The sequence below is a fragment of the Pseudomonas sp. Nvir genome, from assembly GCF_963778085.1.
Taxonomy (GTDB): Bacteria; Pseudomonadota; Gammaproteobacteria; order Pseudomonadales; family Pseudomonadaceae; genus Aquipseudomonas; species Aquipseudomonas juntendi.
The window spans coordinates 2675902-2699224 of sequence record NZ_OY970405.1 but is presented as its reverse complement, the minus strand read 5'-3'; the positions used below and the strand labels follow the sequence as shown (position 1 = coordinate 2699224).

At 57.2% G+C, this 23323-nt stretch carries 15 protein-coding genes and 7 pseudogenes; 6 read left to right on the top strand and 16 right to left on the bottom strand.

All coding sequences use genetic code 11. The features are described from left to right. Nucleotides 1–33: 33 nt before the first annotated feature. The 6 genes from AACG97_RS13050 to AACG97_RS13025 all read left to right on the top strand — a co-directional run bounded on the left by AACG97_RS13050 (nucleotide 34) and on the right by AACG97_RS13025 (nucleotide 7423). Nucleotides 34–1836, top strand: coding sequence for a CoA transferase (locus AACG97_RS13050; RefSeq protein ID WP_047150221.1), 1803 nt, complete (start codon nucleotides 34–36; stop codon nucleotides 1834–1836). Beyond that, nucleotides 1833–3482, top strand: coding sequence for a class I adenylate-forming enzyme family protein (locus AACG97_RS13045; protein WP_009681730.1), 1650 nt, complete (start codon nucleotides 1833–1835; stop codon nucleotides 3480–3482). Before AACG97_RS13050 ends, AACG97_RS13045 begins: the two co-directional genes overlap by 4 nt. A 3-nt stretch (nucleotides 3483–3485) precedes the next feature. Next, complete coding sequence (locus AACG97_RS13040; RefSeq protein ID WP_225785558.1) at nucleotides 3486–4694, top strand: acyl-CoA dehydrogenase family protein; 1209 nt, start codon at nucleotides 3486–3488, stop codon at nucleotides 4692–4694. Beyond that, nucleotides 4691–5869 carry an MFS transporter gene (locus AACG97_RS13035; protein WP_182368037.1) on the top strand — a complete coding sequence of 393 codons (1179 nt, stop codon included), beginning with the start codon at nucleotides 4691–4693 and terminating at the stop codon, nucleotides 5867–5869. The genes AACG97_RS13040 and AACG97_RS13035 overlap by 4 nt, the downstream gene beginning before the upstream one ends. Next, nucleotides 5853–6911 (top strand): glucuronyl hydrolase, encoded by a 1059-nt coding sequence (locus AACG97_RS13030; RefSeq protein ID WP_182368034.1) that lies wholly within the window; start codon nucleotides 5853–5855, stop codon nucleotides 6909–6911. The genes AACG97_RS13035 and AACG97_RS13030 overlap by 17 nt, the downstream gene beginning before the upstream one ends. A 200-nt stretch (nucleotides 6912–7111) precedes the next feature. Next, the gene (locus AACG97_RS13025; RefSeq protein ID WP_182368031.1) at nucleotides 7112–7423 is read left to right on the top strand and encodes a hypothetical protein; all 312 of its coding nucleotides are present in this window, start codon (nucleotides 7112–7114) and stop codon (nucleotides 7421–7423) included. Between the two features lie 277 nt (nucleotides 7424–7700). On the opposite strand, the pseudogene AACG97_RS28035 reads toward AACG97_RS13025, so the two are convergent. The 16 genes and pseudogenes from AACG97_RS28035 to AACG97_RS12955 form a co-directional block, all read right to left on the bottom strand. Then, nucleotides 7701–7946 (bottom strand): annotated as a pseudogene (locus tag AACG97_RS28035) (HNH/ENDO VII family nuclease); the annotation flags it as partial. A gap of 157 nt (nucleotides 7947–8103) precedes the next feature. Beyond that, the gene (locus AACG97_RS13015) at nucleotides 8104–8490 is read right to left on the bottom strand and encodes a hypothetical protein (protein WP_009681724.1); all 387 of its coding nucleotides are present in this window, start codon (nucleotides 8488–8490) and stop codon (nucleotides 8104–8106) included. Nucleotides 8491–9156: 666 nt separating this feature from the next. Then, on the bottom strand, nucleotides 9157–9687 hold the full coding sequence (locus AACG97_RS13010) for a DUF4303 domain-containing protein (protein WP_225785559.1): 531 nt from the start codon (nucleotides 9685–9687) through the stop codon (nucleotides 9157–9159). 9 nt (nucleotides 9688–9696) lie between these two features. After that, nucleotides 9697–11316 (bottom strand): annotated as a pseudogene (locus tag AACG97_RS13005) (RHS repeat-associated core domain-containing protein); the annotation flags it as partial. Between the two features lie 207 nt (nucleotides 11317–11523). Further along, nucleotides 11524–12150: an imm11 family protein gene (locus AACG97_RS13000; protein ID WP_225785872.1), complete on the bottom strand. Its 627-nt coding sequence runs from the start codon at nucleotides 12148–12150 to the stop codon at nucleotides 11524–11526. Nucleotides 12151–12155: 5 nt separating this feature from the next. Continuing rightward, nucleotides 12156–14102 (bottom strand): annotated as a pseudogene (locus tag AACG97_RS12995) (RHS repeat-associated core domain-containing protein); the annotation flags it as partial. A 158-nt stretch (nucleotides 14103–14260) separates the two neighbouring features. Then, complete coding sequence (locus tag AACG97_RS12990) at nucleotides 14261–14692, bottom strand: tetratricopeptide repeat protein (RefSeq protein ID WP_009681916.1); 432 nt, start codon at nucleotides 14690–14692, stop codon at nucleotides 14261–14263. Next, nucleotides 14689–15120 (bottom strand): hypothetical protein, encoded by a 432-nt coding sequence (locus AACG97_RS12985; RefSeq protein ID WP_009681917.1) that lies wholly within the window; start codon nucleotides 15118–15120, stop codon nucleotides 14689–14691. Before AACG97_RS12985 ends, AACG97_RS12990 begins: the two co-directional genes overlap by 4 nt. Before the next feature lie 7 nt (nucleotides 15121–15127). Continuing rightward, nucleotides 15128–17131, bottom strand: a pseudogene (locus tag AACG97_RS12980) (RHS repeat-associated core domain-containing protein); the annotation flags it as partial. 157 nt (nucleotides 17132–17288) lie between these two features. Further along, entirely contained in the window at nucleotides 17289–17879 is a 591-nt protein-coding gene (locus AACG97_RS12975) for an SMI1/KNR4 family protein (protein ID WP_232554953.1), read from the bottom strand. Further along, nucleotides 17879–18244: a hypothetical protein gene (locus tag AACG97_RS28030; RefSeq protein WP_366917372.1), complete on the bottom strand. Its 366-nt coding sequence runs from the start codon at nucleotides 18242–18244 to the stop codon at nucleotides 17879–17881. The genes AACG97_RS12975 and AACG97_RS28030 overlap by 1 nt, the downstream gene beginning before the upstream one ends. Before the next feature lie 26 nt (nucleotides 18245–18270). Beyond that, nucleotides 18271–18651, bottom strand: a pseudogene (locus AACG97_RS28025) (RHS repeat-associated core domain-containing protein); the annotation flags it as partial. A 259-nt stretch (nucleotides 18652–18910) separates the two neighbouring features. After that, a complete protein-coding gene (locus AACG97_RS12965) occupies nucleotides 18911–19552 on the bottom strand; it encodes an imm11 family protein (RefSeq protein ID WP_225785561.1) in 642 nt (213 codons plus the stop codon). Continuing rightward, nucleotides 19549–19863: pseudogene (locus AACG97_RS28020) on the bottom strand (AHH domain-containing protein); the annotation flags it as partial. The pseudogene AACG97_RS28020 and the gene AACG97_RS12965, both read right to left, overlap by 4 nt. Before the next feature lie 87 nt (nucleotides 19864–19950). Further along, nucleotides 19951–22551 (bottom strand): annotated as a pseudogene (locus tag AACG97_RS12960) (RHS repeat-associated core domain-containing protein); the annotation flags it as partial. Nucleotides 22552–22831: 280 nt separating this feature from the next. After that, the gene (locus tag AACG97_RS12955) at nucleotides 22832–23323 is read right to left on the bottom strand and encodes an SMI1/KNR4 family protein (RefSeq protein ID WP_225785563.1); all 492 of its coding nucleotides are present in this window, start codon (nucleotides 23321–23323) and stop codon (nucleotides 22832–22834) included.

The following is a 23323-nucleotide window of genomic DNA, read 5'->3' as shown; positions in this document are numbered from 1 at the left end:
CTGCTCGCCCGTAACCTGTTCGCGAGATCCGCCATGTCCCGTATGCTAGATGACGCCAGCCTCGGCTGGCGCAGCGGCCCCTCCCTGCCCGGCTGGCAGGGCCTGAGCCGCGCCCTGCAACACCACGGCCAGTGCCTTGGCCTGCGTGCCCTCGACGGCCTGGCCGAAGGGGCCGCGCTGCAGTTGGCCCACGCTGATCTGCACCCCGTTCACATGCGGTTCGTTGCACCGCCAGGTCTGCCCCTGGAGAGCACCAGCGAGTTCATACAGCAAGCTGCCTGCGGCCTGATGTCGGTGCACGGCCGTGCCAGCGGGCGCCCGCAAGCACTGGGCGTGGATTACCTGGCCGCCCTCAACGCCGCCCTCGCCTGGCAGGCCAGCCTGGCTGCTGCCGTCGGCCAACTGCGCGGCGGGCAGTTCACCCAGGTAAGCCTGGACCCGCTGCGCGGCGGCCTGCTGAGTATCGGCCAGTACCTGGCTGGCGCAACCGCACCGGAAGACGCCGAACGGCTGCTGCCGGGGCAGGACGACGCGCTTGCCCGCCCGCCGTTCGTTTCCCTGGAAGGCACGGCCTTCGAACTGGAAACCCTCGACAGCCAGCCCTGGCGCCACTTCTGGCACGCCCTCGGCTTGCCCGACAGCCTGGCCGGCAAAGCCTGGCAGCACTTTCTGCTGCGCTATGCTAAGGCCGTGGCGCCGATGCCGGCCGAATGCCTGGACGCACTGGCGCGCCTGCCGCTGGCGCAGATCCGGCAGCAGGCGCGGGCCAGCGGGGTAGCGCTGGTGGTACTGCGCAGCCCGGCGCAGCGCCAGGCCGATGCCGACTACCCGGCCAGCCTGCACACCCCCTGGCGGCTGACACCCGGCCCGCAGGCACCGCTGCGGCCAGCCCCGCGCCCAGCCGCGCTACCGTTGCAAGGCCTGCGCGTGCTGGAGTCATGCCGCCGTATCCAGGGGCCGCTGGCCGGGCACCTGCTGGCCCTGCTAGGTGCCGAGGTGATCCGCCTGGAGCCGCCAGGCGGCGACCCCCTGCGGCACATGCCGCCCTGCGCCGATGGCTGCTCGGTGCGCTTCGACGCGCTCAATCACCTGAAGACAGTACGCGAAGTGGATATCAAGTCCGCTGCAGGTCGCGCCGAGATCCGCGCCCTGTGCGCCGACGCCGACGTGTTCCTGCATAACTGGGCCCCCGGCAAGGCCGCCGAGCTGGGTCTGGATGCCGCCGACCTGCAGCTTGCCCGGCCGGGCCTGGTGCATGCCTACGCCGGTGGCTGGGGCGATGCCCCGGTATCGGCGCCCGGCACCGACTTCACCGTGCAGGCGTGGTCCGGCGTCGCCGAGCGCATCGCCCGCGCCAGTGGCACACGTGGCGGCACGCTGTTCACCGCGCTCGATGTCCTGGGTGGTGTGATCAGCGCGCAAGGCATCTGCGCCGCGCTGCTGGACCGCAGCCTGCACGGGCGCGGCAACCAGGTACACAGCTCGCTGCTGGGCGCCGCCGACCTGCTGCTGGCCCCCCCCTGCAACAGCACCCCGCCCAGCCTGCTGCAAGGCGTGTTCGAGACCGGCGACGGCCTGCTCGCACTGGACTGCCAGACACGCCAGCAGTGGCAAGCCCTGGGGCAACTGCTGGGCGGCACCTGCACCCCCGCAGAGCTACCCCGGCGCCTGGCCAGCGCCGACGCCCGGCACTGGCAGACGCGCTGCCAGCAGGCTGGCATTGCCGCCAGCCAGGTGCATCAGGACCTGGCGTGCCTGGCCAACGACCCGCGCCTGGCCGACTGCTTCGGTCAGCGCGCCTACCGATCCGTTCAATCACCCTGGAGTTTCACATGAACACTGCCGGCATCATCGACCTGGTACCCCAGGCTGCCCGTCGCCGCTGGCGCGAAGACGGCAGCTACCCTAATCGCGACGTGTTCGACCTGTTCCGCGAACGCGCCCGGGAAACGCCGGCCAAGCCGGCGGTGCTGTCCCCCGAGGGCGACGTCAGCTATGCCGAACTGCTGGGCGCAGCCCTGCGCCTGGCCGGCAGCCTGCGCCAGTCGGGCATCGTTGCCGGCGACGTGGTGGCCTACCAATTGAGCAACAGCTGGCGCTGCTGCGCCATCGACCTGGCGGTGGCGGCCCTGGGCGCCATCGTCGCACCCTTCCCGCCGGGGCGCGGCAAGCTCGACATCCAGGCGCTGGTGCGCCGCTGCGATGCCCGGGCGGTCATCGTACCGGCCACGTATGCCGACATCGACCTGTGCGAGGTCATCGAGTCGCTACGCCCAACCCTGCTCTCGTTGCGCGTGCTGATCGTAGACGGCGCACCGCGTGCAGGCTGGTCGACCCTCGACGCCCTGTTCGAGCATGCGCCGATCGACAGCACCAGCCTGCCGCGGGTATGCCCGGACTCGCCAGTACGCCTGCTGGTGTCTTCCGGTACCGAATCCGAGCCCAAGCTGGTGGCGTATTCGCACAACGCACTGATCGGTGGACGGGGGCGCTTCCTGCAGCGCATCAGCGATGACGGCGCCGAATTCCGCGGCCTGTACCTGGTCCCGCTGGGGTCCTCGTTCGGCTCTACCGCCACCTTCGGCGTGCTCAGCTGGCTGGGCGGCTCGCTGGTGGTACTGCCGCGCTTCGAGGTGGGCGAGGCGATAAAGGCCATCGCGCGCCTACGCCCAACCTTCATCCTTGGCGTGCCGACCATGCTGCAACGCATCGCCGCCGACCCGGCCCTGGCGCAGATCGACACCTCCAGCCTGCGCGGGCTGATCTGCGGCGGTTCGGTGATCGACCAGGCCACCGTGCTGCGCTGCAGCGAAGCCTTCGGCTGCGGTTTCATCAGCCTGTATGGCTCGGCCGACGGGGTGAACTGCCACAACACCCTGGACGACCCGCTGGAAGCGGTGCTGGGCAGCGTGGGCAAGCCCAACCCGGCGGTCTGCGAAATACGTATCGTCGACGACCTGGGCCGCGAAGTGCCCCAGGGCAGCGTGGGTGAAATCACGGCACGCGGGCCGCTGAGCCCGATGCAGTACGTCAATGCGCCTGAGCTGGACGAGCGCTATCGCGACGCCGAGGGTTGGGTGCGCACCGGCGATCTGGGGTTCATCGACGCGGCCGGCTACCTCAAGCTCGCCGGGCGCAAGAAGGACATCATCATCCGCGGCGGCGCCAACATCAGCCCGGTGCAGATCGAAGGCCTGGCCATGGCCCACCCGGACGTGGTGAGCGTGGCCTGCGTGCCGGTGCCCGACCCGGACCTGGGCCAGCGCGTATGCCTGTGCGTGACCCTGCGCGACGGCGCCCCGCGCTTCGCCCTGCAGGACATCACCGGGTTCCTGCGCGAACAGGGGCTGGAAGTGAACAAGCTGCCGGAATACCTGCGCTTTTATCGCCACCTGCCACTGACACCGGCCGGCAAGGTCGACAAGCGTGCCTTGGCCGCCGACGCAGCCGGGCTGGGCGAGCCCGTGCGGCAGGTGGGCTGAGCCATGGCCAACGAGCACGTCATTGAACTGGCGCAACGGGTACGCCACTTCGTCGAGCGGCAGATTTTGCCGCGTGAGGCCGAGCTGGGCCGCTGCGACGCGGCGGCGGCGCGGCTAAGCGCCGAACTGCAGGTGCAGGCCAAGGGCGCCGGGGTATCCGGCAATTTCTACCCCGTGGCCGACGGCGGTCGCCTCGCGCGCCTGACCGACTACCTGGAGGTGGCCGCCGAAGAAGGCCGCAGCGAGTTCGCGCCGGCGATTCTCGGCTGCGACGCCACGCTGGACTGCCACATGCTGGCACGCCACGCCAACCCAAGCCTGCGCGAGCGCGTGTACCTGCCGCTGGTGCGCGGCGAGCAAGTGCCCTGCTATGCCATGTCCGAGCCCGACAGCATCGGCTCGATCCCGGCCACCCTGAACAGCCGCGCCCAATGGCAAGGCGACCACTGGCGGCTGACGGCGCGCAAGTGGTTCATCTGCCGTGCCGAGCGGGCAGATTTCGCCACCGTCATCGCCCGCACCGACGAGGGCCCGTTGCAGACCGGCCTGTCGATGCTGGTGGTGCCCTGCAACAGCCCAGGCTTTCGTTTTGTGCGGCCTCTGGCGCTGCTAGGCCGTCAGCAGGGCCAGGGCGAGCTGCACCTGGAGGCGGTGCGGGTGGAGCCTGACCAGGTGCTGGGCGCGCCAGGCCAGGGCCTGATGCTGATGCAGCAACGCCTGGGCCTGGGCCGCCTGTTGCGCGCCGCCCACTGGCTGGGCCTGGCCCGGCGCTGCTTCGACGATCTGTGCGCGCGGGTGCACTCGGCCCGCGGCGCGCAGGCACGGCTCGCCGACAAGCAACTGGTACGTGCCCGGGTATACCGCTGTTACCGCGAGATCGCGGCGGCCCGGGGCCTGCTGCGCGAGGCAGCGGCCACCTTCGATCGCGGCCAGGCCAGCGCCATCGAAGTCAACCTGGCCAAGCTGGCGGCCTCCGATGCGCTGTCGCTGGCCGTGGATTCGGCGATCCAGATAATGGGCGCCGAGGGCCTGAGCGAGCTGTCGCCGCTGTCGGGCATCTATCGCGGCGCCCGCACCACGCACATTCTCGACGGCACCGACGACGCGCTGATCAGCACCCTGGGGCGCGACCTGCTCCAGGCCACGCGCCCCGGCCGCGCCTTCGACGTGCTGACCCCTTCCGTTCCTTCGCCTGCCAAGGAGGCCCCATGAAGCGGCATGTTCCGCTGGCCGCCCTGCTCACCTGCGCCATGGGCCTGCCGATGATGGTGTTCTATGCGCTGGGTGTACTCGGCCCGCAACTGATTCAAGCGCTGGGGCTGGACCGTGAGCAACTGGGCTGGCTGACCACCAGCGCATTCGGCCTGGCGGCGCTGCTCTCGCCATGGGCCGGGGCGCTGGTACAGCGCATTGGCTCGCGCCGTGGCTTGCAGGCGCTGTTCATGCTGGTGGCACTGTCCTTCAGCCTGGTGCTGGTACTGCCGGGCTTCGTCGGGCTGGTGATCGCCCTGGCCTTCTGCGGCCTGGCCCAGGCGCTGGCCAACCCGGCTACCAACCAGGCCATCGCCCAGGCGGTGGACGCACCGCGCGCCAGCCTGGTAGGCATCAAGCAGGCCGGGGTGCAGGCCTCGGCGCTGCTCGCCGGCCTGGCCCTGCCGGTGCTCAGCCAGGCCCTGGGCTGGCGCATGGCGCTGGGCTGCTGGGCGCCATTGGCGCTGCTGCTGGCGCTGCTGGTCGCTCGGCAAATCGCCCCGGCGCCCCAGGCGCATCGACCGCCCGTACGCGTACAGCGGCCCAACGGCTGGCTGCTGCGGCTGATGGCCATCCAGGGCTGCGCCGGGCTGTGCCTGTCGGCCTTCATCACCTTTTTTGGCGTGCATGCCAGCAGCCTCGGTGTGACGCCCGCGAGCATCGGCCTGATGATCAGTGCGTTCGGCGTCACCGGTGTGCTTTCACGGCTGCTGCTCACGCCGTTGGGCGCGGCTTTCAAGGATGAAACCGTGTTGCTGGGCGGCCTGTTCCTGTTCGCCCTGGCGACGATCGTGTTGATGCAACTGGCCACGCCCGCGCGCCACTGGCCCCTGTGGGCCGCGGTGGTCGGAATGGGCCTGAGCCTGGTAGCCAGCAACGCGGTGGCCATGAGCATGCTGCTGCGCGAACCGCGCTTCGGCGGAGTTGCCAGTAGCGCCGGGCTGCTGTCGCTGGGGTTCTTTGGCGGTATCGCACTGGGCCCACCGCTGTTCGCCGTGCTGCTGCGCCAGCCCGGCGGCTTCACCGCGGGCTGGACACTGCTGATGATCGCCTTGTGCCTGGGGGCCGGGCTATGCCGCAGCCTGTACCGGGCGCGGCAGGTGTCGGAGGGCTGCGCCGATGCCGGAACAGCGTAAACGCGGGGCGATCATCGAAGCCCTGCTGGCGCCCCTGCCGCGCATCTCGCAGCAGTGCGATGGCCATTTCCCGTTGTACCGCGTCGATCGGGACTCGCCCTGGAAACTGTCGCGCCGCGGCTCCTGGCTGGGCGGCTTCTGGGCCGCGCTTTGGTGGCGGCGCGCCCAGGCCAGTGGCAATGCGGTGGATGTGGCCGAAGCACGGACCTGGAGCGCCCGGCTGGCCGCACAGCTTGGCGAACCGAGTGTTAACCGCAGCTTCGTGTTCTGGTACGGCGCCGGCCTTGCCGCCCGCCAGTCGTGCGATGAGCAGGCCCGTGGCCTGGCCACCCAGGCGGCCGCGGCACTGGCCGCGGACTACGATCCACAGTTGGGCGGTTGGTGGCTGGGCACAGGGCTGGGGGCTGGCGAGGCTGGCGCCAGGACCTTGGACATCGACGCACTGGCCCCGACGCTCGCCCTGCTGCATGCCAGCCCGGACGCCGACCATTGGGCCCTGGCACGCCAACACCTGCAGCGTTGCCTGAACAGCTTGTCCGAGCCCTCGGGCGCCTGGGCCAATCAGGCCCTGTTGCTGCCAGGCGGTAACTGGCAGCGTACCGCGCCAGGCCAATGGGCACGGGGGCAGGCCTGGGCGATGCTGGGGCTGGCCGAGGCCGTAGGTCGCTATGGTGGTGAGTACGCCGAGGCCGCAGGCCGGGCCTGCGAGTACTGGACCCAGCGCTGGGGCGCGGCCGCCGCCAGCGGCCGCCCAGGCGCCGACGAGGCCGACCCCTGCGCCATCGCCATCGCCTCGGTGGCCTTGCTGCGCCTATGGCAATGCCTGCCGGGGCGTAATGCCTGGTGCGAGCTGGCCTGCCGGCAGATAGCCGGGCTGCTGACAACGTCGGTGCGGCACGGCTGCTTCATCGGCCACCGCTATCGCCTTGATGCACAGCGTACCGGCCTGGTGGAAACGCCCTGCGCGACCTTTTTCCTGGTCGAGGCGCTGCGCGCCCAGGGTCAGGTACTGGCTGGCGACGGCGGCGTGGCGGGGTGGTGAGCGGCGGGCGTGCCGGGGCGTTCGCCTTTGGACAGATCGGCCTTGCAGCAAACCGAAGTTTTTGTGAGTGGAGTTGCCCCTACCACAGAGCTCAATGGCACAATTTCACCCACCGGTGCGGCAATGCAATACCTCACACCTAATCGTAGCGAATGGGGCACTCCAAAATTGATAGGCACCCTTTCCAACTAGGGCTGAACATGAACACCGAAAAACTCAAACAGAAGTCGGTCAAGCTTCGCATGTTGATCGACAGCCTGAAGGCACAGGACCCCGCTGCCATGAAATTGAGCGTAGAGCTAGAGCCGCTGCTGCATGCGGCAGAGCGACAGCTGATCCATTCCGCCATGGAATGGCGCGACATCCCGGGTCGCTACCTGTTCACTGAAGAAGGCTTGCAGCAGTATGGCGATCTCGAGCATGCGTTTGCAGAGTTTCGCATTGAGTTGACAGGTGGAGAGTCACCTACATTGGCCCGACTCAAAGCAAGTATGGGGGAGAAACCCCAATAAGATAGCAACTGATTTCCTTTATGTTTTGGCTTGAACGCGCTTGATAGTCCCTTCGGTATTACAAATAGGGTGAAAGCCGGGCTGCGCGATGCGGGGCCCTCCACTCGACCTGAAGATGGCCAAAGTCGTGAGGCGCGAGCGCAGTACTGGAATATCGATGTAGATCTGGCGCCAACGAGCCAGCGCCGAAAAATGCATGGTGGTGGCCGCCCCCAAATGCCCAGCCGAGAGTGATTCGGTAGAAGGGGACTTCGCGGCTGTCGCCTAATGCACCGGCTTGTTCAAGACCGAGCTGGGAGCGGGCGGTACTGCGGCTGCGCAACTGGCCGTTGGCTTCGTATTCGTACTTGAACTCGCCGCGTAGCTTATAGAGGGTTTGCACCAGTACACCGGCCGGGTCGTACTGGTAACGGCGGTGGATCGGGTTGTAGGCGTGCTCAACCAGTGACGAGGTATTGAGGCCGGTGTTGTCCACCTGCGACAGCTTGTTGTGGGACAAGGTCGAGGTAAACTGCCAGGCCTCGCACAGGTTATCGAGGCTCTGCAGTATGTAGTGGCCGCCTTCGGTGCACACCAGGTCCACCTGCTCTTGGATAATGTAGATGTAACTCGCGATATAGGCCTCCGGATACTAAAAAGCTGACTTAGAACGCCCACCCTCAACGAAAAACGCGCAAAGCTTAAAGAATCAGTTCATTAGGAAATTCTCCAACACAATAAATATCGAATAACTTTTTCACCCACTGAACATCGCACACTTTCGATATAGACTCAGCCACCAGCCCTATATCATCCGAAATATATCCTGCAGCATCCGAACTACCAATCAACCCGTATACTTTCTTAAACACATACTCTCGGATATCGCTTACACCCTTTTCATCGCTTTTAGATGAGTATTCAATTTTTTTCAATTCCTCAAATGCACCGGTCCATGCAGAGTCGAAGATGACATCATCGCGCCTATCCAATGCTTCATCCCAATCATGCACACTACACACAACAGCCTCAAAAAAACTATCCTGCTGGATTATGCGCCTCAAATCATCCAAAGAGTCTATTTTCATCTTAGCCCATCCTCTCTAAGCCAATTTTCTATTAAATTGACTGCTGCGCGCGGCGTCAAATTTTCACCAAATACATGGGTTCCGTTCGGCGAAACGACATCAACTTTGTTATGATGCAAATCCTTTTAAACCTCACGATATGCCGCAAAAGGTTGATCATCTGTACCTGGGAAATTGCCTTGCCGAGGCCCGACCGGTCCTCTTTCTGCCTGATGTAGAGGCCAATATTCATGCCCTGGGTTTCCACCTCTAGGTAATCGTGCTGGCCGCGTTTTATCTGGTCTACAAACGGCGAAAAGTCTACCTTTCGACTTTCGCACCGATGGCACATGATGTCCCGATTTGCTCACCACCATACTTTCTCGCACCAACCCCAAAAATCAACTCCTGTGAGGGGGGCTAGACACATAACGATAGAGATTGAAACCTCCATCCAAACCTATCGGATTTGCCCGTGCTTGTTGGGTGGCGCTGTGGATGCTCAGCAAGCGGTCGGCCTCGTCGTACGCGACGTCTTGCCAGGCATCGAGATTGACCTTGGCCATCAGTCGGCCAAGGCCATCACGCTCGAGCTACGTATGCAGCTCTGGGCGTTCGCCGATGAGTCCTCATTGGCCGCAACACCAACAATCAGACTAAAAGACAGGGTCCAATAGCCTCATACCATCACTTTTCATACCTGTTAACAAACTCCGCATAAGCGGCAGGCGTACTTAGGACTTTTGCTGAATTATTCTCCACAACCTCAGCCGTATCATCATCCGTAACAGTGACAAATAGTGTTGGATTTTGCACGACAAACGGATCAAAAAAACGCTCCTTACCAAGCTCTTTCAACACGTTCGTCATGGACAAATATAGATTCTCTCTGAAAGCCGCAATTTCATCGCGCCCAGATGCTTCCCTTAACTCCTTGGATATCCCTTTAAACAGATCGCCGCGCCAGGCTTCATATTCCCACTCTGAGGTAGCCCATTGATAGTAACTACGAGACTCATCGCGATCCTCTTCATCCTCATCCTGAAGCTTTAGCTCCAGTGCCTCAAGAGAATTAGCTGCCATTGCAACTGTCATTGCGCTAGTATCTGTATAAAGGGCGAATGTATAGAAATGCTCACTTGGCCGTGCATCATGCAAATCTTTAATTGCCTGCTTCACAATGGACGAAACTTCAACTTCAGAATTCTTCCAATCCATCATCCTCTCCTAGGAACCACCAAAAATTTCAGCACCAATTTTTTGCAACTCACCCGTCATGGCGAAAGCTTCCTTATTGAAGGGTAAATCTTGAGCCATAATGGCTTTATCCGCCGCTTCAAGCTTGCCTGCAACCAGCTTCGCGTTCGCTATCGTATGACCTTGGTTTTCTGCCCACATCATGGCAGATGTATCGTGCCCAGGATCGATTTTGTATTTAGCCAGCACCGCCCTACTACGCTCTAGGGCTTTTTGCATGCCTGGAGATCGCGCAAAATCACCTTTGAATACTATATGGTGAGCGTGTGGTCGCTCCATTGTCGCCGGTGGACGTGTTTCCGTCTTCTTCGCGTAGTAAGCCCCCCAGTCTTTTCCAGCACACAGCCCCCAAGCATCAGTCCAGGTAACCGGGTTACGTGTGTACTCATAGAAGTTGAAACTCCCCAATAATCCGATCGGGTCTTGAGCGATAAATCTACCAATTTCGGGATCATAGAAACGATACGTATTGTAGTGCAGGCCGGTTTCGTCATCGAAATACTGCCCCTGAAAGCGCAGATTCTGCTCGACCTGCTTGACGGCCAGATCCTCAATCGCCCCCCACGAACGGTACGTCGCCTGCCAAACGATCTTGCCATCGCTGCCCGTCAGCTCCAACGGCGTACCAATCTGGTCAGTATGGAAGTAATAAAGCTTCTGCGCTTGCCCTTCAGCCTGATCAACCCGCGCCAACGGCGCATAACTACCCGGCTCGTAAAGGTACAGGATGTTCTGCCCAGGCGTTTCCTCCCGCAGCATCCGCAAGCCTTGCCACAGAAAGCGCTTCTGTTCGACCTCGCCGTTGATCTCAGCCCGCTTGGCCACCCGCCGCCCAAGGCTGTCGTAACGGTACTCGCCTCGGCTTGCCAGCTTGCCATTGACCAACGTCTCTGCCCGCACCAGCCGGTTCTCGCAGTCGTAGCTGAAGCTTTGCAGCTTGCTATGCCCCGAGCGCTTCTCGATCAGGTTGCCCCACGGGTCGTAGCGGTACTCCTGATCCCGCCACTGTTTGATGCGGTTGTCCTTGACCTTGGCAAACTGCCGCGCATTGAAGTCCAACCGGTTGGCTGCCGGGTCATAACGAAACTCTTCGCTGCCCACCAGCGAGCCGGTATCACGGCTGCGCAACTGGCCGTTGGCTTCGTACTCGTACTTGATCTCACCACGCAGTTTGTCCAACGTGCGCACCAACTCCCCCGCCGGGTCGTACTGGTAACGGCGGTGAATCGGGTTGTAGGCATGCTCGACCAGCAACGAGGTGTTAATGCCGGTGTTGTGCACCTGCGAGAGCTTGTCGGTCGGCAAGGTCGAGGCAAACTGCCAGGCCTTGCGCCCCATGGCGTCATAACCGAAGCAACTGGTGAGCTTGCCCTGGGTGCGGTACACCTCGCGGTGCAGGTCATCGCGCTCCATGTCACTGATGACCTGGCCGTCCAGGTTCAACTGGTGCAAATGGCCGCTGCCGTAGTACAGGTGGTTGACCTTGCGGCCATCTGGCAACGTCAGCGTGGTCAAGTTGCTGAGTACATCGTACTCATAGCCCAAGGCACCGCTCGGGGTCAGTTCCTGTGTCAGGCGCCCTAGAAGATCATTGCCGTGGACAGGTCGAGACCAACCGTAACTCATGCACCAACTGCGAACATCGGTACGCGCTTGGTTTCGTGTCTCCAAACTCTGTAGCTTACCAGTACTGACTCTGCCACATGACACGGAGAGCCGTCGCCGAATACTCTTGAAGAGTACGATTGATCAGCTTACAACCTTATGCGCACCTATCTCACCAACAACTTAATCTCTTTAAATATCGTTGAATTCAGCCCACGTATCATATGTATATTTCTCATCAACCGCTTCAAACCTGACACCCTTCAAACCACTGGCGGCAGCTTTAAATCTCTCACTGCAAAACAACTCCAACGTTTCCTTACATCTAAAAAGATCACCTTCCAATGTCGGAGTCATCACGAAACTCGAAATGCTCTCTATACTCACAGAACCTGGATAAATCGGACTTTCTACCTCTAAACCGGTGACCATGTCTTTTGAGACCTCAAACACCGACTTGCTCTTATCTAGCGCCGCCAGACTTTCACCAGGAATAAATATATAAAACTCATCCTTCCGCGAAGCCCCGCCATATGATATTTCGAGTGGGATAGCCCTGTACTTTGCGCCCACGCCATCGCAAACTTCTAAGAATCTTTTCGACACGTAAGTGTCGCCAAGCTCATAGAAGTCGAAATCCAAATCATTGAGTGGCACTTCAAGACTGGTCAGTTCCAGAGCATACATCTTTTCTATCACCAGCTCCATTGGGTTAATCTCGAAAGCGCCCCACTCAAACTCTTCACAATTAAAAAAACCCGACAATACAGTCGGACAGCCCGCATCATGAGAGTCATAGCGCAGAGCATAATATTTCATACTACTCACAGTAGCCTCCCAGTAACAGAGGCCACTACAAAATTATTATTCATTAGATTTTCTCTTGCGAAATTCTGAATCTTACCAATACCCAACACCAACTGGGTGTCTGAAATTTTTCCAGCGCTGAGTGCGTCATTTAGTGCTGACACTTTGGTCTCTATCGCCTTAGTATATCGAGAATGGCTAGACCAATGCCCAGGAAGATCAATTTTTTGCGTCAAACCTTTAGTGCCAGGCAAAAATATACCATTGGATGCCCCGTCATCGTTGAACCCCATTGATCGGAGTCTGTTAAACATTTTTGCATAACGCGGCTTCTTAAGGATCTCTTCCGGAATGAGGTGATGGTTCGCCATCCCATCGCCTTTTTTGGCACCCATGCTATTACCCAGCTTCGTCGAACACCACCCCAGCGGATCGATTTCCTGAACAGGATTTTCAGCATATAAATAGACATTAATTCCACCTGCAAGCCCTATAGGATCCTGGGACAGAAACCGTCCGAGCTCAGCATCATAGAAACGGAACGTATTGTAATGCAGCCCAGCTTCAGAATCGAAATACTGACCTGGGAAGCGCAGATTCTGCTCGACCTGATTGACGACCAGATTCTCTATCGCACCCCATGAACGATACGTCGCCTGCCAAACGATCTTGCCGTCACTGTCCGTCAATTCCAACGGCGTACCAATCTGGTCAGTATGGAAGTAATAAAGCTTCTGCGCTTCCCCTTCAGCTTGATCAACCCGCGCCAACGGCGCATAGCTACCCGGCTCGTACAGGTACAGGATGTTCTGCCCAGGCGTTTCCTCCCGCAGCATCCGCAAGCCTTGCCACAGAAAGCGCTTCTGTTCGACCTCGCCGTTGATTTCAGCCCGCTTGGCCACCCGCCGCCCAAGGCTGTCGTAACGGTACTCGCCTCGGCTTGCCAGCTTGCCATTGACCAACGTCTCCGCCCGCACCAGCCGGTTCTCGCAGTCGTAGCTGAAGCTTTGCAGCTTGCTATGCCCCGAGCGCTTCTCGATCAGGTTGCCCCACGGGTCGTAGCGGTACTCCTGATCCCGCCACTGTTTGATGCGGTTGTCCTTGACCTTGGCAAACTGCCGCGCATTGAAGTCCAACCGGTTAGCTGCCGGGTCGTAGCGGAATTCCTCGCTCCCGATCAGCGAGCCAGTATCACGGCTGCGCAACTGGCCATTGGCTTCATACTCGTACTTGATCTCGCCGCGTAGCTTGTCCAGCGTACGCACCAGTTCACCGGCAGGGTCGTACTGGTAACGGCGGTGGATCGGGTTGTAGGCATGCTCGACCAGCAACGACGTGTTGATGCCGGTGTTATGCATCTGCGAGAGCTTGTCGGCCGGTAAGGTCGAGGCAAACTGCCAGGCCTTGCGCCCCATGGTGTCATAACCGAAGCAACTGGTGAGCTTGCCCTGGGTGCGGTACACCTCGCGGTGCAGGTCATCGCGCTCCATGTCACTGATGACCTGGCCGTCCAGGTTCAACTGGTGCAAATGGCCGCTGCCGTAGTACAGGTGGTTGACCTTGCGGCCATCTGGCAACGTCAGCGTGGTCAGGTTGCTGAGTACATCGTACTCATAGCCCAAGGCACCGCTCGGGGTCAGTTCCTGTGTCAGGCGCCCTAGAAGATCATAGCTGTAGCCAAGCTTTTCGACGGTGACACCCAACTGCCTGCCTGCAGGTGTAGGTTGACGCTGAATGCTCAACAGCCGGTCAGCGTCGTCGTAACCGAAGTCTTGTCGTGCATCGCCGTTGACTTTGGCCAGTAAACGGCCAATGGCATCGCGCTCGAACAGCGTGCTGCGCTCGGGACGTTCACCACTTTCGCCATAGCCGATTTCGTCGAGGCGAATCAGGTGACCGCCAGCGCGGTAGCTGAAGCGCAGGATCAGGTTGTCGACCCGTGCTACCTCACTCAAGCGGTCCGATACGCATAGACATACTGCCAATGGTTGACTTACGTCCTAATTTTTCAAAAAGTTGAAAGTCGTCACATGCGCTGGCCCTTAAATAGCCAATAAGAGGGTTAGCATAATTAATTTCGAGTGCAGTCTTTAACACTAGACCATAACAAACCTGAAGCTTATCAATTAACCCTACTACCCAACACTGATTTAACCGCGCCAATGTATTTCTTATCTTCATGCCTAAAAACGTCATCACCTTCTAAAAAGTAGGCTTTACATAGATAATCCATCGCTTTCGGATCTGCTTGTTCGTACAGGCACTGACCGAGCCGCAAGAGTACAAAACTGTTGTGAGAACCATCCGCACCACCCATGGCATCAAAAAATTCTTCCGCGGCATCAGCATAATTTTTCAAGTGAAAAATTGCATCCCCAACACTGGCTTTAAGCCAAACAAACGCATCCCACTGCACATATGGCTCGGGCAACTTTATCAACGCAACTCGATAAGCCTCAGCTGCCCTCAAGTACTCTCCTTTATCCATCAATTCGTTACCCTGCTCACTTAGAGCAAGAATTTCGTCATATAGCTGATCTGGCAAATCTTTCATTTTTCTTCATAGCCAGTAAAAAAATCCAGATATTTTTTATCAAACCCTTGAAAGGCTCTCCCCTTACCAAGCTCAAAGGCCTTTTTAAAAAACTTGTAAGCCGATTCTTTTTCATTCGCACCAAGATGAGATGCACCAAGGAGTATGAAACTTGACGTCTCGCGAGGGGGTTTTGTTTGAACTGCCCTAACTGCCCAAACTTTCGCTTCGTCATAGCACTCAAGCTCTAAGTAAAGCCTGGAATAACACTTGGCAATCCAATGAGCAAGGTCCCACTGTTCTTTAGGCTCAGGCAGCATATTCCAAGATTCGCCGTACTTCTCCAGCGCAGATTCATAGGCGCCAGCCTCATGCAATAAATTACCCGCCTCTACAATCGCGACAATCTCTTGAGATAACGGCAAATTAATTTCCGACAAATCGTTCATGCACACCTCAATAGCTAAAATATTCATGCGGCCCGATAAAATTATCTGGCGACCTATAAAACTGGTTCAGCCTGGCACCTGCCGACCGATTGAATGAAAAGTGCTCTAACTCATAATTCTTAGAGTCAAGCATCCATTTCCGAACTTCTTTGGACTTGGCACCGAAGAAACCTCCGCGATCATTCCAATAAGTCACCGCATCATACTTGTGCGCCATGTCAGCTTCCGCAACCGAGTACCACTGCTTGTCTGTCGAACTTTTAAACTCCATTTCATTACCGCGACCTCGAATACGCCCCTCTTTTCTCATGGCCTCAATAACTTCTCGACCAGTTTTGCTGGATTTGCCCGGCGTCCTTCCTAAATACTCAGTCCGGCAGCTTAGTCCCCACGGATCAATCCACCCAGTCGAGTTAGGTGCAAATGCATATAAATTAATCCCACCCAGCAAACTTATGGGATCATGAGAAATAAACCTGCCTACTTCTGCATCATAGAACCTTAATGTATTATAGTGCAGCCCTGTTGCAGAATCGAAATACTGGCCCTGGAAGCGCAGATTCTGCTCGACCTGATTGACGACCAGATTCTCTATCGCACCCCATGAACGATACGTCGCCTGCCAAACGATCTTGCCATCACTGTCCGTCAACTCCAACGGCGTACCAATCTGATCCGTATGGAAGTAATAGACCTTCTGCCTTTCCCCTTCAACCTGATCAACCCGCGCCAACGGCGCATAGCTACCCGGCTCGTACAGATACAAGATGCTGTGCCCAGGCGTTTCCTCCCGCAGCATCCGCAAGCCTTGCCACAGAAAGCGCTTCTGTTCGACCTCGCCGTTGATTTCAGTCCGCTTGGCCACCCGCCGCCCAAGGCTGTCGTAACGGTACTCGCCTCGGCTTACCAGCTTGCCATTGACCAACGTCTCCGCCCGCACCAGCCGGTTCTCGCAGTCGTAGCTGAAGCTTTGCAGCTTGCTATGCCCCGAGCGCTTCTCGATCAGGTTGCCCCACGGGTCGTAGCGGTACTCCTGATCCCGCCACTGTTTGATGCGGTTGTCCTTGACCTTGGCAAACTGCCGCGCATTGAAGTCCAACCGGTTGGCTGCCGGGTCATAACGAAACTCTTCGCTCCCCACCAGCGAGCCGGTATCACGGCTGCGCAACTGGCCGTTGGCTTCGTACTCGTACTTGATCTCACCACGCAGTTTGTCCAACGTGCGCACCAACTCCCCCGCCGGGTCGTACTGGTAACGGCGGTGAATCGGGTTGTAGGCATGCTCGACCAGCAACGAGGTGTTAATGCCGGTGTTATGCACTTGCGAGAGCTTGTCCGCTGGCAAGGTCGACGCAAACTGCCAGGCCTTGCGCCCCATGGCGTCATAACCGAAGCAACTGGTGAGCTTGCCCTGGGTGCGGTACACCTCGCGGTGCAAATCATCGCGCTCCATGTCGCTGATCACCTGGCCATCCAGGTTCAGTTGGTGCAGGTGCCCACTGCCGTAATACAGATGATTGAGCTTGCGGCCATCCGGCAGGGTCAGCGTGGTCAGGTTGCTAAGTGGGTCGTATTCATAGTCCAGTGCCCCACTTGGGGTCAGTTCCTGGGTCAGTCGCCCCAGCAGGTCGTAGATGTAACCTAGCTTTTCATCGGTGATGCCCAGCTGCTTACCCGCGCTTGTTGGGTGGCGCTGAATGCTCAGTAACCGGTCAGCCTCGTCATACTCGAAATCTTGCCGTACATCGCGATTGACCTTGGCCATCAAGCGGCCAATGGCGTCACGCTCGAACAGCGTATGGCGCTCCGGACGTTCGCCGCTTTCGCCATAGCCAATTTCGTCCAGGCGCACCAGATGACCACCGGCGTCGTAACTGAAGCGCCGGGTCAGGTTGTCCACCCGCACCTCTTCGCTCAGGCGGTCCGACGCGTCATAGGCAAAGCGGTAGGCCGCGCCGTTCTCGTTGACCAGTGCGGTCAGGCGCAGGGCCTTGTCATACTCGTAGCGGTTCCACTCTCTACCAGCATCTTAGCAGCTACTTGGGTGCTGTAAGTGCGTGTTGATCAGGAACCTATACTCTAACACTGTTAGTCAGTAAACTCAGCAAACCACGGCCAGGCAACAAAATAAAAAAGCATTATTAAAGAACCAAAACAAATCAAAAACATTACTTAAACTCGATAATATGGGAAAATCTTACTAGTGCATCGCTATATTTTTGCGCATAAACAGACTTTAGAAGGACATGCCCCGACTCACCTAGCAAAGCCTTTAACTGCACCACCGACAAACCTACTCCCAGCATTTTTTTTAAACTGACAATTTCTTCTAAGCTTGGCTTGCAGCCTCCTTTAGTAAGGATATCCCCGAGCCCTAATCCAGCATCATCCTGATCATCCATCAAAGATCTTAACAGCTCTTCTAGAGACTGGTATCGATCTGAATAATCCAACGATACATTAGCTGAGCCCGACAGAATAAACCCTTTATCTCCATTTTTTTTGATCAATATCAATCGGCCACCAGAGTCATCTCCAATAGCAATCATTCCTTTGAAGTTTTTATATACCTCAAACGTCTGATTACGCTCCTCAATATCTCCAACCGAATAAATCAGAACTTGATCATTTAGAAGCGCACCATCAGTTCTTTTCCAAAGACTAACAATCCATGAAGCATCAGAGATACCAAGTTTCTTGCAAACATCCTCAATTGAGGCATCAATTGCCGCTTCGTGCTGCTCAGTGCAAATAACCATCAATCAAAGGCTCCTAACGCTTCATAGTATTTATATGACTTATTTGCAGCTCGCCTTGCCGCGTCCGGACTAACACCAGCATCAATCATTTCTTTGTATGCAACATTAAATTCATCGCGGATCGTCCCACCGAATCCAGACACCCTACGCCTCACCCGCTGCATCGCAGAAATCATAGCATGAGACTCACCTGAGCTGCTTTTTAGCAAAATCGCTGGCGCGCTATTTCTCTTATAGCCTTTTACGTTTAGCTTAGCCCACTCATGCTGAATAAAGTGGTGAGACTGCACAAAATCATTAACCGCTATATTTCTATTACCAATAGCTCTATTAGTCTGAGGTGATAGGTTACCGTGGGCATCCACATCACCGGCTTTATACCCCCTGGCTTATTACAAACCCACCCCCACGGATCGACCCAACTAGTGGGATTTGGGACGTAACGATAAAGATTAAACCCACCATCCAAACCGATTGGATCCTGAGTTATAAGTCGCCCTACCTAAGGATCATAGTATCGGAAAATGCTTTAATGCAGTGCCGTTTCAACATCAAAATACTGCCCCTGGAACCGCAGGTTCTGCTTACCCTCCCTAACAGCTAGGTGTTCCACAGCCTCCCAAGAAAGATACGTCGCCTGCCAAACGATCTTACCGTCACTGTCCGTCAACTCCAACGGCGTGCCAGTCTGGTCAGTATGGAAGTAATAGACCTTCTGCCCCTACCCTGCAACCTGATCTACCCGCGCCAACGGTGCATGGCTAAAGCTTTCTGCAGTGCCGTCCGGGTGGTTGGTACGCAGTACTTGGCCGTCCGGCTTGTGTTCTAGCCAGAACCAAGTATGGAGCGAGTTATCGCGAAAAACCCTATATCTCGGGAGCCAGAACACAAACGGAAGGCAGCTGAGAAAAAACGAGCCCCGCGATAAGTTGTTAAAGACCAAATGTTTAAGGATTCTTGTAGCCAACCAGGTTAATATCAACTTGGAAATTTAGGCAACCAATATACTAATCGTGCTCGAAGCCATCTACCTACAAATCCTCAAAATCTGACCACGGATCATACCTGTAATTTTTATCTATCGCGACGAATGAGATCCCTTTCAGATCCTGCGAAGCTTGTTTAAATTTATCACTGCAAAAAAGCTGAAGTGTTTCCTGGCAGCGGAATATATCACTTTCTATCTCTGACGAAACCACAAATGATTCTATTTTTTCGATAGCAACCTCGCCGGGATAGAGTCGATTAGCAATGACATCTCCGGTTTTTAGGTCTTTTGCAGCCTCATAGACTGATGAAGCTTTATCTAGAGCCGCCAAGCTTTCTCCGGGCAAGAAAATAAAAAAATCATCTTTCCTGACTCTATTCCCCAGTGATATCTCAAGCGGTACAGCCCTATACTTGGCTTTTAAAGAATCACAAACCTCTAAAAACTTTCGCGAAACGTACGTTACGCTAATCTGATAAAAATCGAAGTCCAAAAGCTCAATATTAATACTTGAGTCTGAAAGAGCGAGGCGATAATGTTTTTTTATCTCTAGCTTCTCAGGATAGCTCTCATAAGGTGACCACTCAAATCTATCGCAATTAAAAAAACCAGTCAAATTATCTGGACATCCATAACCTTTAGAGTTGTACTGCATTTCGTAATACTTTTTGACCTTGAGACTCATAGCAATCTCCCTGTAACTGCGTCCACAATAAATTTATTCGCTTCAAGACCCTCTCTAGCGAATCTTTGAATCTTTCCAATACCCAAAGCTAACTGGGTATCGGTAATAGCTCCCGCCTCGAAGTAGGAATTCAGTTTAGATACTTTTCCCTCAATTATAGCAGTATACTTGGCGTGATTTGACCAATGCCCTGGCAAATTAATTCTCTGCGTTAGTGTTTGGCTGCCAGGTAAAAATATTCCGTTCGGCGCCCCATCCCCGTTGAAGCCCATTGTCTTAAGTTTATCAAACATTCTGGCAAACTGCGGGCTGTTGAGCACTTCCTCAGGAATGAGGTGATGGTTCGCCATCCCATCGCCTTTTTTGGCACCCATGCTATTACCCAGCTTCGTCGAACACCACCCCAGCGGGTCGATTTGCTGAACAGGATTTTCAGCATATAAATAGACATTAACTCCACCTGCAAGCCCGATAGGATCCTGGGACAGAAACCGTCCGAGCTCAGCATCGTAGAAACGGAACGTATTGTAATGCAGCCCAGCTTCAGAATCGAAATACTGACCTGGGAAGCGCAGATTCTGCTCGACCTGATTGACGGCCAGATTCTCAATCGCCCCCCAAGAACGATACGTGGCCTGCCAAACGATCTTGCCGTCACTGTCCGTCAACTCCAACGGCGCACCAATCTGATCCGTATGGAAGTAATAGACCTTCTGCCCTTCCCCTTCAACCTGATCAACCCGTGCCAACGGCGCATAGCTACCCGGCTCGTACAGGTACAAGATGCTCTGCGTAGGTGTCTCCTCACGCAGCATCCTCAGCCCCTGCCAGAGGAAGCGCTTCTGCTCGACCTCGCCATTGATTTCAGCCTGCTTGGCTATTCGCCTCCCCAAGCTGTCGTAACGGTACTCGCCTCGGCTTGCCAGCTTGCCATTGACCAACGTCTCCGCCCGCACCAGCCGGTTCTCGCAGTCGTAGCTGAAGCTCTGCAGCTTGCTGTGCCCCGAGCGCTTCTCGATCAGGTTGCCCCACGGGTCGTAGCGGTACTCCTGATCCCGCCACTGTTTGATGCGGTTGTCCTTGACCTTGGCAAACTGCCGCGCATTGAAGTCCAGCCGGTTGGCTGCCGAGTTATAACGAAACTCTTCGCTGCCCACCAGCGAGCCGGTATCACGGCTGCGCAACTGGCCGTTGGCTTCGTACTCGTACTTGATCTCACCACGCAGTTTGTCCAACGTGCGCACCAACTCCCCCGCCGGGTCGTACTGGTAACGGCGGTGAATCGGGTTGTAGGCATGCTCGACCAGCAACGAGGTGTTAATGCCGGTGTTATGCACTTGCGAGAGCTTGTCCGCTGGCAAGGTCGACGCAAACTGCCAGGCCTTGCGCCCCATGGCGTCATAGCCAAAGCAACTGGTGAGCTTGCCCTGGGTCCGGTACACCTCGCGGTGCAAATCATCGCGCTCCATGTCGCTGATCACCTGACCATCCAGGTTCAGCTGGTGCAGGTGGCCACTGCCGTAATACAGGTGATTGACCTTACGCCCATCCGGCAGGGTCAGCGTGGTCAGGTTGCTGAGCGGGTCGTACTCGTAGGCTAGCGTCCCATCGGGGGTGATTTCTTTCGTTAGCCGGCCTAGCAGATCGTAGGCGTACTCAAGCTTTTCTTCCGTGATCCCAAGCTGCTTGCCGATCCCGGTTGGTTGCCGCTCGATGCTCAGCAAGCGGTCACCGTCGTCATAGGTGAATCGCTGTTGTGCGTCGCTATTCAGTTTGGCGATCAGGCGACCAATGGCATCACGCTCGAACAGCGTATGGCGCTCTGGCCGTTCGGCATTCTCGCCATAGCCAATCTCATCCAGTCGTGTGAGATGGCCACCGACGTTGTAGCTGAAACGTCGGGTCAGGTTATCTACCCGCACTTCTTCGCTCAGCCGGTCCGAAGCGTCGTAGCCAAAGCTGTACGTAGCGTTGTTTTCGTTGACCAGCGCGGTCAGGCGAATGGCCTTGTCGTACGCGTAGCGAACCCGCTGGCCCTTGGCATCCTGGCGGCTGCTCGGCAGGCCGCGGGCCGTGCGTATCAGGCGGGTGGTCTGGCCCTTGCCGTCGGTGTGGCTGAGTACCTGGCCGTAGACGTTGTAGGTGAAGCTTTCCGTGGTGCCGTCCGGGTGGCTGATGCGCAGCACTTCGCCGTCGGGCTTGCGCTCCAGTGTAGTGGTCTGGTTCAGCGCGTCCGTTACCGCAACGAGGTGCTGGCGCTCGTCATAGCGGTAGTACGTGCTCTTGCCCGAGCAGTCCTGATAACGCTCGACCTGGGCCAGGGTGTTCCACCACAGGTACTTGGACTTGTAGGTCGCGTCGATGATGGTGTGCGGCAGGCCGTCATCGCTGTTCAGGTACTCGGTCATCTGGCCGAGGGCATCGATTTCGGCGAGCAGGTTGCCCTTGTCGTCGTAGCGCGCCTGCCAGGTGCTGCCATCCGGGTAGCTGACTTTGGTCACCAGCGTGGTCAGGTGGTGGTACTCGTACTGGATCTTGCGCCCCAGTGGATCGGTTTCTTCCAGCAGGCGGGCGTATTCATCGTACTTGAAGGCGAGCCGGTTGCCGTCTGGCAGGCCCAGGCCGACCATGTTGCCGTGCTCGTCCAGCTCGATGGCGTAACGTTCGCCACCGTAGTCGCGGCTGGCGACCACGCGGTGGTCGGCGTTGTACTGCACTTGCAGCTCACGGCCGAGCACGTCGGTGGCCCAGCTGGTTCGGCTGTCGAGGTCGTAGCGGAAGTGGTAATGCTCGCCGTCGCTGGTCCAGTGTTCAACCACGCGCGGCTTGTCGCCCAGGGTTTGCCAACGGTAGTGGCAGCCCAGCCCCAGCGCGTTGCTGTGGGTCACCATCAGGCCGTCGGCGTAGCTGAAGTTGCGAACGGTGTCGCCGTTGCGGTTGATCACCGCGCTCAGCTGGCCGTGTTCGTCGTAGCGGTACTGTGTGAGCGTTTCAACGGCCTAGTTGTCGAATTATCGGCTAAAAGAGCAATCTCGCCTGACTGCTGCAGGACGTTCTATTCAGTGTGACTCGTTTACTGGAATGACTGAGGCTAACGCCTCAGCCCTCCGACGTTAAGTTATTAAAGATCCCAGCCAAACTAAATCCACTTAGAAAGTATAGCGCCGAAGGTTGAATTAAAGCCAGCATTCACTGACATTCACTGACATTCACTGACATTCACGCTAAAGCGCTAAAGCCAGTAAAAGCTTTCAGCCTTCAGGGCAACACCTCACACACTCACTGATCAACTTGATCCTCATGAATCAAGGACCCAATGAACTCATGGAATGAAAGCGAAAGAACCCGTTGAGCATTGATGTGATTTAGATGCATATCAATATCGGGCTGAAAAATGTCCACCGCAAAATAAATTACCTTGCCCTCATTTTTATCAAGGCAAATAAAGTTACCCGCCTCATCTACGGCAAATGGCACCAAGTGTGCTGGCAAGACATTCCTGCTCACCATCAACCTGAAACAACCACCTATGTACTTAGTCTCATCCTTGTCTACAGCGCCATCACTAGCAATACTCTTAAAATCTTCAACTCTAATCGGCTCATAATTTTCGTCTTCCGCCCAAAATGCCCGATTAGGCTCACCCCCATTGAAGCTCAGGTATAGCGCCCTAAATTCCGCAGGGAATCTCATACCGATTTCAGACTCAAGTGCATCAATATCAAGCACTGAAATAGCGACATCAGAATTGAAGAGTTTAAAATCATCCAC